Source organism: Mesorhizobium sp. M7A.F.Ca.CA.002.15.2.1, assembly GCF_003998715.1.
Lineage (GTDB): Bacteria > Pseudomonadota > Alphaproteobacteria > Rhizobiales > Rhizobiaceae > Mesorhizobium > Mesorhizobium ciceri.
In genome coordinates, this window is record NZ_RZPI01000132.1 from 1 (window position 1) to 9,961 (window position 9,961).

Annotated in this window: 10 protein-coding genes and 1 pseudogene; 7 read left to right on the forward strand and 4 right to left on the reverse strand. The window is 63.8% G+C overall.

Translation table 11 applies throughout. The features are described 5' to 3' along the window. From ENZ74_RS10475 to ENZ74_RS10505, 7 genes and pseudogenes are all read left to right on the forward strand, one after another. Positions 1-348 (forward strand): annotated as a pseudogene (locus ENZ74_RS10475) (VTT domain-containing protein); the annotation flags it as partial. 75 nt (positions 349-423) lie between these two features. Further along, entirely contained in the window at positions 424-1,335 is a 912-nt protein-coding gene (locus ENZ74_RS10480) for a LysR substrate-binding domain-containing protein (RefSeq protein WP_013528025.1), read from the forward strand. A 219-nt stretch (positions 1,336-1,554) separates the two neighbouring features. Next, the gene (locus tag ENZ74_RS10485; RefSeq protein ID WP_063169922.1) at positions 1,555-2,709 is read left to right on the forward strand and encodes an ABC transporter substrate-binding protein; all 1,155 of its coding nucleotides are present in this window, start codon (positions 1,555-1,557) and stop codon (positions 2,707-2,709) included. Positions 2,710-2,937: 228 nt separating this feature from the next. Continuing rightward, complete coding sequence (locus tag ENZ74_RS10490) at positions 2,938-3,948, forward strand: ABC transporter ATP-binding protein (RefSeq protein ID WP_127312759.1); 1,011 nt, start codon at positions 2,938-2,940, stop codon at positions 3,946-3,948. Positions 3,949-3,962: 14 nt separating this feature from the next. Then, complete coding sequence (locus ENZ74_RS10495; protein ID WP_210183137.1) at positions 3,963-4,913, forward strand: ABC transporter permease; 951 nt, start codon at positions 3,963-3,965, stop codon at positions 4,911-4,913. Then, the gene (locus tag ENZ74_RS10500) at positions 4,903-5,718 is read left to right on the forward strand and encodes an ABC transporter permease (RefSeq protein WP_024503371.1); all 816 of its coding nucleotides are present in this window, start codon (positions 4,903-4,905) and stop codon (positions 5,716-5,718) included. The genes ENZ74_RS10495 and ENZ74_RS10500 overlap by 11 nt, the downstream gene beginning before the upstream one ends. 95 nt (positions 5,719-5,813) lie before the next feature. Continuing rightward, the gene (locus ENZ74_RS10505; RefSeq protein ID WP_013528020.1) at positions 5,814-7,241 is read left to right on the forward strand and encodes a gamma-aminobutyraldehyde dehydrogenase; all 1,428 of its coding nucleotides are present in this window, start codon (positions 5,814-5,816) and stop codon (positions 7,239-7,241) included. Between the two features lie 174 nt (positions 7,242-7,415). Here ENZ74_RS10505 and ENZ74_RS10510 read toward each other — a convergent pair whose 3' ends face one another. The 4 genes from ENZ74_RS10510 to ENZ74_RS10525 all read right to left on the reverse strand — a co-directional run. After that, positions 7,416-7,730: a hypothetical protein gene (locus ENZ74_RS10510; RefSeq protein WP_013528019.1), complete on the reverse strand. Its 315-nt coding sequence runs from the start codon at positions 7,728-7,730 to the stop codon at positions 7,416-7,418. A 53-nt stretch (positions 7,731-7,783) separates the two neighbouring features. Continuing rightward, on the reverse strand, positions 7,784-8,146 hold the full coding sequence (locus ENZ74_RS10515) for a nuclear transport factor 2 family protein (protein WP_024503372.1): 363 nt from the start codon (positions 8,144-8,146) through the stop codon (positions 7,784-7,786). An 81-nt stretch (positions 8,147-8,227) separates the two neighbouring features. Further along, on the reverse strand, positions 8,228-8,707 hold the full coding sequence (locus tag ENZ74_RS10520; RefSeq protein ID WP_013528017.1) for a carboxymuconolactone decarboxylase family protein: 480 nt from the start codon (positions 8,705-8,707) through the stop codon (positions 8,228-8,230). A 110-nt stretch (positions 8,708-8,817) separates the two neighbouring features. Next, a partial coding sequence (locus tag ENZ74_RS10525; RefSeq protein ID WP_127312760.1) for a LuxR C-terminal-related transcriptional regulator occupies positions 8,818-9,961 on the reverse strand: 1,144 nt, incomplete at its 5' end.

A 9,961-nucleotide genomic window follows, 5' to 3' on the forward strand; every position in this document is an offset into this window, starting at 1 on the left:
TTCCTGCGTCACGCGACCTACCGCAGGCTCGGCCAGGCCTATCGGCGCAATCACGTCCGGGTGTCCTTGCTGGCGCAGTTCATCCCGACTGTGCGCAATTACCTGCCGATCGCCGCCGGCGCACTCTGTCTGCCCGCTTTGCCCTTCGCGGCCGCGACGCTGCTCGGCGCCACGTTCTGGAACGCGGGCTTTCTCACCACCGGCTATCTGCTGCGCGGCAGCGGCCGGGACTCCTTCACGGTGGGCCTGCGCATCATTGTCATCGTCGTGGCTCTGGAGACGGCATTCATGCTTGCGCTGCGCTATGGCCCCGCATGCCGGCGGCGCATCAAGTTGGCGCTCGGTTGAGCGCCAGCTCTCAGGTCATGGGATAAGCTCTGCAGTCGGCTTTCCTTCATTCGGCCGCCGGTGTTTAGTCCGGGCATGGCTTTCACCATCCGCCAGCTGCAGTTCTTCATCGCCGTTGCCGAGCAAGGCACGGTCTCGGGCGCCGCCCAGAACCTCTCCATCTCGCAATCGTCGGTCACCGAAGCGATCAAGGAACTCGAAAGCGATCTCGGCGTCGAACTGTTCGAACGCCACCCGCGCGGCCTCAACATCACCCACAAGGGTCACCAGTTCCTGCGCCATGCGACGAAAATCCTCGCCGATGTTTCCGACGCGCGTCGCTCTTTCTCCGGCGAGCAGGCGGTGGCGGCCGGCCGGCTGCAGCTCGGCGTCACCTCGCTGGTCGCCGGCTATGTGCTGTCGGATCTGCTCGCCCGCTACCGCCGTGCCTATCCCGGCGTCGAGGTCTCTGCCATCGAGGACAATGGCGATTATCTCGAACACCTCCTGATCGGCGGCAAGCTCGACATTGCCGTCATGGTCACCTCCAATTTGCGCGACCGCACCGCGTTGCAGTCGGAAATCCTCGAAGTCTCGGCCTATCGGCTGTGGCTGCCGCTCGGTCATCCGCTCGTCGGCGCCGACATCATCAGCATTGGCGACATTGCCTCCGAAACGCTGATCATGCTGACCGTCGACGAGATCGAGGAGAATACCGGCAAGCTGCTGACGGCGATCGGCGCCAAGCCGCATGTCGCCTTCCGCACCCGTTCCGTGGAGGCCGTGCGCAGTCTGGTCGCCACCGGTGCCGGCGTGGCGCTGCTGCCCGATCTCGTCTACCGGCCCTGGTCGCTGGAAGGCGACCGCATCGAATCGCGCGATATTTCCGGCTCCTTGCCGGTGGTCCAGGTCGGCATGGTCTGGCGGCGCGGCTCCGGTCTGCCGCAGGCCGCGCGCGATTTCATCGGTCTTGCCCAGTCGCAACGGACGGTCCGCCAGCGTCCCTGAGACGCCGGCTGCACATCTATCGGAAAAACCGATATCGCCCTTCTGATAAATGAATTTGCGAAACCGGAATTTTCAAAGCACTTTCGGTTCAGGGACCAAAGCCGCCATCAGAGCGGCATCAAGCCCAACGGACGAACTGACAGTTTTCAGTCCGCGCGTGACCCCTAACGAAGACCGAAACCGGCTTTCAGGGTCAGGCGCCTAAATGGGAGATCGACAATGAATTCATTCCTGAAGTCATGCACTGCTCTGACGGTCGCGCTGACCTTTTCCGGTCAGGCCGTCGCCCAGGTCAAGGAACTTGGCAAGGGCGAAGGCCAGGTCAACATCGTTGCCTGGCCGGGCTACATCGAGCGCGGCGAAACCGACAAGGGCTATGACTGGGTGACTTCCTTCGAGAAGGAGACCGGCTGCAAGGTCAACGTCAAGACCGCCAACACCTCCGACGAGATGGTCTCGCTGATGAATGAGGGCGGCTTCGACCTCGTCACCGCTTCGGGCGATGCCTCGTTGCGCCTCGTTGCCGGCAAGCGCGTGCAGCCGATCAACACCGATCTCATCCCGAGCTGGAAGACGGTCGACGAGCGCCTCAAGGACGCGCCGTGGTTCACCGTCGGCGGCGCCCACTACGGCGTTCCCTACCAGTGGGGTCCCAACGTCCTGATGTACAACACCGACGTGTTCAAGGAGGCTCCCAAGAGCTGGAACATCGTCTTTGAGGAAATGAAGCTGCCGGACGGCAAGTCCAACAAGGGCCGCGTCCAGGCCTATGACGGGCCGATCCACATTGCGGATGCGGCCAACTATCTGATGTTCCACAAACCGGAACTCGGCATCAAGGATCCCTATGAACTGAACGAGGGCCAGTACAAGGCGGCGCTCGAATTGCTGCGCGTCCAACGCACACTGGTTGGCCGCTATTGGCACGACGCCGCCATCCAGGTCGACGATTTCCAGAACGAAGGCGTCGTCGCTTCCGGCTCGTGGCCGTATCAGGTCAACACGCTGGTCGCCGCCAAGAAGCCGGTCGCTTCCACCATCCCGGAGGAGGGCGCCACCGGTTGGGCCGACACCACCATGATGGAGGCCGACGCCGCCAACCCCAACTGTGCCTATATGTGGATGGAACATTCGCTGTCGCCGAAGGTGCAGGGCGATGTCTCAGCCTGGTTCGGCTCACTGCCCGTCGTGCCCGCCGCCTGCAAGGGCAATGAGCTTTTGACCGACGAGGGTTGCAAGACCAACGGCTACGAGAACTTCGACAAGATCAAGTTCTGGAAGACGCCGGTGTCGAAATGCGCCACCCAGAACGATCAGTGCGTGCCCTACTATCGCTGGGTGTCGGACTATATCGGCGTCATCGGCGGACGATGAGCATCCTTGCCCTCCCCCTTGTGGGGAGGGTCGACGCATAGCGTCTGGGTGGGGTCTGCTCGGCAGTTCGTGGCAGTGCCTGGCCCTTCGCAAGGCTCAGGCGTTCGAAGCTCGAAAAGCCAAGCAATTGGCTTTCCTCCGCTATGCGGATCACTTCTCACCCCCACAAGGGGGAGATAGGACGTCGCGCGACATCAACACATCAAACCGGCAACGGACTGACAGCCCATGACCTCCGCCGTCTCCTTCCAGAAAGCCTCGCGCCATTTCGGCAGCGTGCGCGCGGTCGACGCGGTCGATCTCGACATCGCGCCGGGCGAGTTCTTCGCCATGCTCGGGCCGTCTGGTTCCGGCAAGACCACTTGCCTGCGCCTCATCGCCGGCTTCGAGCAGCCGACATCGGGCTCGATCTCGATCTTCGGCGACCGCGCCGAGGGCGTTCCGCCCTATCGCCGCAACGTCAACACCGTGTTTCAGGATTATGCGCTGTTCCCGCATCTGAACGTGCTCGACAACGTTGCCTACGGGCTGATGGTCAAGGGCGTCGGCAAGGCTGAGCGGCACAAGGCGGCGGAAGAGGCGCTGTCACTGGTGCGGCTGCCCGGCTATGGCGCCCGCCGGCCCGGCCAGCTTTCCGGTGGCCAGCGCCAGCGCGTGGCACTGGCCCGCGCGCTGGTCAACCAGCCAAAGGTGCTGCTGCTCGACGAGCCGCTCGGCGCGCTCGACCTCAAATTGCGCGAGAACATGCAGGAGGAGTTGAAGTCGCTGCAGAAGGCGCTCGGCATCACCTTCGTCTTCGTCACTCACGACCAGGGCGAAGCGCTGTCGATGGCCGACCGCGTCGCCGTCTTCAACGATGGCAAGATCATGCAGATCGGCACTCCGGAAGATATCTACCAGCGGCCGAGGACCCGCTTCGTCGCCGATTTCGTCGGCTCCTCCAATGTGCTGCCGCCGGATTTCGTGCAGCGCTATTCCGGCCAGCATCGCTGGGGGAGTCTCCGCCCTGAATCCATTCGCGTCGGCCGCGCGGCCAAGGGGGTCACAAGTGGTGAAGGCGTATCGGCCCGCCTCATCTCGACCAATTATCTCGGCGCCACGACAAAGCTGGCGCTCGACGCCGACGGGCTGCGGCTGCACGCCATCGTGCCGGCCGGCATCGCCTTGCCGGCAGAAGGCGAGGCGGCTGTGCTGACCTTCAACCGCGAGCACCTGCATCTGATGGACGAGCCGGCATGAGCCTCGACGCCGCCATGATGCGTGCAACCGCTCCCGCCATCCTGCCGGGTAGCGGCGGTCTGCGCGGCGCTCTGTCGGACCTTTTCTGGCGCAAGCCGAAGGTCCTGTTGCTGCTCATGCTGCTGCCTCCGGTTTTGTGGCTGGGCATCGTCTATATCGGCTCGCTGTTTGCGCTGCTGGCGCAGAGCTTTTTCTCCATCGACGAGTTTTCCGGCCTCATCGACCGCGAGTTCACGCTCAAGACCTATGGCGATCTGTTCCAGGCTGCCAATCTCGACATCATCCTGCGCACGGTGACGATGGCGGCTCTGGTCACGCTGGCCTCGGCCGTCATCGCCTTCCCCATCGCCTACTACGCGGCGCGCTATGCGCGCGGCCGCTGGAAGGCCTTGTTCTATCTCGGCATCATGCTGCCGCTGTGGTCCAGCTATCTGGTCAAGATCTACGCCTGGAAGCTGATCCTGGCCAAGGAAGGCATCCTCACCTGGCTGCTCGCCAAGCTACATTTGTTGTGGGTTCTCGACGCTTGGCTGTCGCTGCCGATCGTCGGCGGCAATTCCCTGTCGGTATCGTTCACCGGCACCTTCATCGTCTTCGTCTATGTCTGGCTGCCGTTCATGATCCTCCCCGTTCAGGCGGCGCTCGAGCGCGTGCCCGGCAATCTGGTCGAGGCCTCGTCCGACCTCGGCGCTTCACCGGGACAGACCTTCCGCAACGTGCTGTTTCCGCTGGCGCTGCCGGGCATCGTCGCCGGTTCGATCTTCACCTTCTCGCTGACGCTCGGCGATTACATCATCCCGCAGATCATCGGCACCTCGCGTCTGTTCATCGGCCAGGCGGTCTATTCGCAGCAAGGCACCGCCGGCAACATCCCGCTCGCCGCCGCCTTCACCGTGGTGCCGATCGTCATCATGGGCTTCTATCTCTGGGGCGCCAAGCGCATGGGGGCCTTCGATGCGCTCTGATGGTTCCCAGTCGGCTCCGCTCGGCCTGAAGATTGCCGCCGCCTGCGGGCTGCTGTTCCTGCACCTGCCGATCCTGCTGATCTTCGTCTATGCCTTCACCACCGAAGAGAAGAGTTTCGTCTGGCCGCCGCCAGGGCTGACGACGCAGTGGTTCGCCGTGACCTGGAACCGGCCAGATGTCTGGCAGGCGCTGTCGCTGTCGGTCAGGGTGGCCGCGATTTCGACGGCGATCGCGCTCATCCTCGGCACGCTCTGTTCGGCGGCGGTGTCGCGGACAAGATTCTTCGGCCGCGAAACCATCTCGCTGCTGGTCATCCTGCCGATCGCGCTGCCCGGCATCATCACCGGCATTGCGCTGCGCTCGGCCTTTTCGCTGGCCGACATCCCGTTCTCGTTCTGGACGATCGTGCTTGGCCACGCCACCTTCTGCGTGGTCGTCGTCTACAACAACGCCGTCGCCCGTTTCCGCCGCACTTCCGGTTCGATGATCGAGGCTTCGATGGATCTCGGCGCCGACGGTTTTCAGACCTTCCGCCATGTCGTGCTGCCCAACATCGCCACGGCGCTGCTTGCCGGCGGCATGCTGGCCTTCGCGCTGTCCTTCGACGAGGTCATCGTCACCACCTTCACCGCCGGCCAGCAGCAGACGCTGCCGATCTGGATGCTGGAAGAACTGATCCGTCCGCGCCAGCGCCCGGTCACCAATGTCGTTGCCATGGTCGTCATGCTGGTGACGTTGCTGCCGATCCTTGCCGCTTATTACCTCACCCGTGACGGCGACCAGATCGCTGGAAGCGGGAAATGAAAAACAGCGAATAGGGAGTAGCGAATAGGGATCGACGGTCAAACCCTACTCGCTTTCAGCTACTCGCTACTCGCTTCTGTAAAGGGAGAAACCTTATGGACACCCAGATGCTGATCGGCTCGAAATTCGAGAAGGGCACCGAGACCGAGGAGCCGATCCTCAATCCAAAGACCGGGGCGACCATCCTCAACCTGCCCGAGGCCAGCCAGGCGCAGATCGAGGCGGCGGTCACTGCTGCCGAACAGGCGTTCGTCTTGTGGTCGCGCACCACGCCGGCGCAGCGCTCCGGCTATTTGCTGAAGATCGCCGACCGCATCGAAGCCGACGCGAAGGAGTTCGCCACGCTCGAGGCACTCAACTGCGGCAAGCCGATCAACGCCGTGCTCAATGACGAAATCCCGGCGATCGTCGATTGCTACCGCTTCTTCGCCGGCGCCGTCCGTTCGATGCCGGGCGTCGTCGCTGGCGAATACATTCCCGGCCACACCTCGATGGTCCGTCGCGATGCCATTGGCATCGTCGCTTCCATCGCGCCGTGGAACTATCCGCTGATGATGATGGCCTGGAAGCTGGCGCCGGCGATCGCCGGCGGCAACACCGTCGTCTTCAAACCGTCCGAGCAGACACCGCTGACGGCGCTGAAGCTGGCAAAAATCCTTGCGGACATCCTGCCCGAAGGCGTCGTCAATGTCGTGCTCGGCCGCGGCGACAGCGTCGGCAACACGCTGATCAATCATCCCAAGGTCAACATGATCTCGATCACCGGCGATGTCGCCACCGGCAAGAAGGTGCTGCAGGCGGCCGCCAAGTCGGTCAAGCGCACGCATCTCGAGCTCGGCGGCAAGGCGCCGGTCATCGTCTTCGACGACGCCGACCTCGGCGCCGTGGTCAACGGCCTGCGTGCCTTCGGCTATTACAATGCCGGCCAGGACTGCACCGCCGCCTGCCGCATCTACGCCGGCAAGAAGATCTACGACAAGCTCGTCGCCGATCTCTCCTCGGCCGTCTCGACCATCAAGTACGACCGCCCCGACGATACCGAAAACGAAATCGGCCCGCTGATCTCGCGCCGCCAGCGCGACCGCGTCTCGAGCTTCGTCGAGCGCGCCTCGGAACTGAAACACATCGAGATCACCACCGGCGGCAAGCCGGGCGAGGGCTCCGGCTTCTATTACCAGCCGACCGTCGTCGCCGGCGCGCTGCAGGAAGATGAGATCGTGCGCCGCGAAGTGTTCGGCCCGGTCGTCTCGGTTACTCGTTTTTCGGAAGTCGACGAGGCGGTGAACTGGGCCAATGACAGCGACTACGGCCTGGCGTCATCCGTATGGACCAAGGATGTCTCGCGCGCCATGGCGACGGCCGCCCGCCTGCAATATGGCTGCACCTGGATCAACACCCACTTCATGCTGACCAACGAGATGCCGCATGGCGGGTTGAAGCAGTCCGGCTACGGCAAGGACATGTCGCTCTACGCACTGGAGGATTACACCGCCGTGCGGCATGTGATGGTTGCGCATGGCTAGTTTTGCCTTGTCCCCTTGTGGGAGAAGGTGGATCGGCGCGTAGCGCCGAGACGGATGAGGGGTGTTCCAGCTTGACGCCAGCTTACCCCTCACCCGGGTTGCCAACCGATTTGTGAAGGACAAATCGGGGCAATCCGACCTCTCCCACAAGAGGAGAGGTAAGACCGCAGACCACTACTCCACGATGCGATAGATATTCCACAGGCTGGTGCCAGACACGACATAGGGCTCGATCTCCTTGCCCCATTTCGCGTGCGCGTCGATCTTGCCGATCTTGGCGAAGAACGCCTCCAACTGGGCCAGGCTTTCGACCTGGTGATGGGACTCGACCGTCGCCTCCCGCGCGCCGATCGAACCGGTCATGATCTGGAATTCCAGCTCGTCGAGGCCGACCTGTGACCCGATCTCGCGTTCCCATTTCTTCAACAGGTCGAGCACGGTCTGCTTGTGTCCGAACTTGGCGTCGATCTGCCATCTGGCGCTGAACATCGTCTTCTCCTCCAGGTTGCGGCCCAGGCCGCGGTTGATCCACGGTTGTTGATCTACTCGTCCCAGGCCTGCACGACGGTCTGTCTTGCGATCCGACCGTTCTTCAGCTCCAGCATCGCTGCGCAGAACACCTTGGTGCCGTCCGGATAGGCGCAGGCCTGGGTGAAGGCGAGGCTGTCGCCGTCGGCGATGGTGGTGTCGACCTTGTGGGTCATCGCCCGGCTGCAGATGTCGTCCCAGAATGTGGTGATCGCCGCGCGCCCGCGGATTTCACGCGGCTTGCTCGGCGGGTTGTTGCGGTCGATCACCCGCACCAGCGCGTCTTCGGCATAGAAGCTCGACAGCATCTTGCCGTCACGGGTTTCGATCGCCTTCTTGATCGCGGCGCCGTCCACTGTTTGGGTCTTGGTCAGCATTTCATCCTCCATTGGCCCGTCTTCCGACCGGGCGGTTGATGGTCGATGTGCCGTCCGGCGCTCATCGCCGGGCAGTGGTTCTTACTGCGACTTCGCCTTGACGGCCGCGAATACGTCGTCGGTCTGCTTCTTGAAGGTCGTCAGATCGACCTGGCTGCCGTTGAGCATCGTCGACCAATGGCGCACGATGGCGGACATCGCCACCGCCTCCTTGATCTCCTCGTCGCTGGCGCCGTTGAGCTTGGCCGCCTCGGTGTGGAAATAGATGCAGTACTGGCATGGGATCTGCGCCGCGACGGCGAGGCCCAAAAGTTCCTTGGTCTTGCCGTCAAGCGCCGTCTTCGGGTTGAGCTGCACGCCCTTAATCTCGGCCCAGGCGCCGGCGACGGCCACATCCGGCAGGGTCTTGAACATGTCCGGCACCGAGCCGAGCGTTGCCTCGATGTCCTTGTAGGCGGCCGCCGCGGACGCGTCCTCGGCCTTTGCGGGAGAGATGGCGAACAACGCGCCAACGCTTGCAGCGATCACAAGCAATTTGAGTGTCCGGTTCGACTTCAGCATTTCCTCCTCCGTTCGCAGCGCCTTTTCCAGCGACATCCGCCTAGCCTGCGTGGAGAGAATTGATAGCGCTTACCCGCCCATGGCCGCTTCGCCCGAAAGCGCCATGGCTCTCATGGCCCGTGCGGGCCAGGGTGCCTGGCCGAAAACGCCGCCGCCGCCGCCCGCGACGGCAGATCCAGCTTGAGCAGTATGTTGGCGACATGGCGCTTGACCGTGTGTTCGCTCAGCCGCAATTCGGCGGCGATCGCGGCATTGCTCTTGCCGTCGGCGACGAGGCTCACCACCTCGCTTTCGCGCGCCGTGAATGCGGCCGGCTCGGCGGTCTTGGGTTTGGGCCGGCAGGCGGGTTCCAGATGCTGTTCGGACGTCGCATGGACCAGCGCCAGCGGCTGCTCCAGCTCGTCGACACTGATGCGCCCGGCGTCGGTGAAATGCAGGCCCGACCCAGCCGCCAGATCGGCGATCAGACGCGACGCGATAATGTCGCCGCGGCCGGCATGGGCGGCCAGTTGCATTGCCACCCGCGCCGTCGTCCCAACGGGTGGACCGCGCACTTCGATCTCGCCGACATGCGCCCCTTGTGCGCTTGCCACGCCGATTTCCTGCGCCGCCTCGCGCAGCGCTGCCGCGCAGCGTATGGCGCGTGCCGGGCCGTCGAAGCGCGAAATCATCAACTCGCCATGCAGGCCCACAGAGCGCCCGCCATGGCGCCCGACCAGCAGCCGCCAGGTTTCCTGGAAGCGTTGGCTGCGTTCGCTCCACATCCGGTCGCCGAGCCGTGCCGTGTCGTAGATGCGTGTCACCAGCAGTGCGGCCAGCACGCGGTCTACTTCGCCCACGGCGCGTTCGCCGGTCAGGAATTCCTCGATCAGGTCGGCCACCCCATCGACATCGCCGGTCCAGATCGGATGGTCGCGTCCGGGAATCTCGACCAGTCGGGCGCCGGGGATCTTCTGTGCAAGGAAGCGGCTGGCGTCGGGGTCGACCCGCGCATCGTTGCGGCGATGGATTACAAGCGTCGGCGCGCTGATCACGCTCAGGATATGGCGGATGTCGACGTCGGCGTTCATGCGCGCCAGCGCCGCCGCCGCCGTCGGGCTCGCCGACAATCGTTCGAAACGTGCCCACCACTGGGCGAAATGCGCGTCGTCGACCCGGCTCGGCGCGAAATGGGGCAGCGTGGCGCCAGTGCCCCAGGCTGTCTCCGCCATCTCGATGAAAGCGTCGAGGCGTTCGGGCGACATCACCCATTTG

Bases quoted from the DNA above. Each gene is read 5' to 3' on its own strand.
- ENZ74_RS10515 (WP_024503372.1), bottom strand. From the start codon at position 8,146: ATGCTGACCAAGACCCAAACAGTGGACGGCGCCGCGATCAAGAAGGCG.
- ENZ74_RS10490 (WP_127312759.1), top strand. From the start codon at position 2,938: ATGACCTCCGCCGTCTCCTTCCAGAAAGCCTCGCGCCATTTCGGCAGC.
- ENZ74_RS10480 (WP_013528025.1), top strand. From the start codon at position 424: ATGGCTTTCACCATCCGCCAGCTGCAGTTCTTCATCGCCGTTGCCGAG.
- ENZ74_RS10510 (WP_013528019.1), bottom strand. From the start codon at position 7,730: ATGTTCAGCGCCAGATGGCAGATCGACGCCAAGTTCGGACACAAGCAG.
- ENZ74_RS10505 (WP_013528020.1), top strand. From the start codon at position 5,814: ATGGACACCCAGATGCTGATCGGCTCGAAATTCGAGAAGGGCACCGAG.
- ENZ74_RS10485 (WP_063169922.1), top strand. From the start codon at position 1,555: ATGAATTCATTCCTGAAGTCATGCACTGCTCTGACGGTCGCGCTGACC.
- ENZ74_RS10495 (WP_210183137.1), top strand. From the start codon at position 3,963: ATGATGCGTGCAACCGCTCCCGCCATCCTGCCGGGTAGCGGCGGTCTG.
- ENZ74_RS10520 (WP_013528017.1), bottom strand. From the start codon at position 8,707: ATGCTGAAGTCGAACCGGACACTCAAATTGCTTGTGATCGCTGCAAGC.
- ENZ74_RS10500 (WP_024503371.1), top strand. From the start codon at position 4,903: ATGCGCTCTGATGGTTCCCAGTCGGCTCCGCTCGGCCTGAAGATTGCC.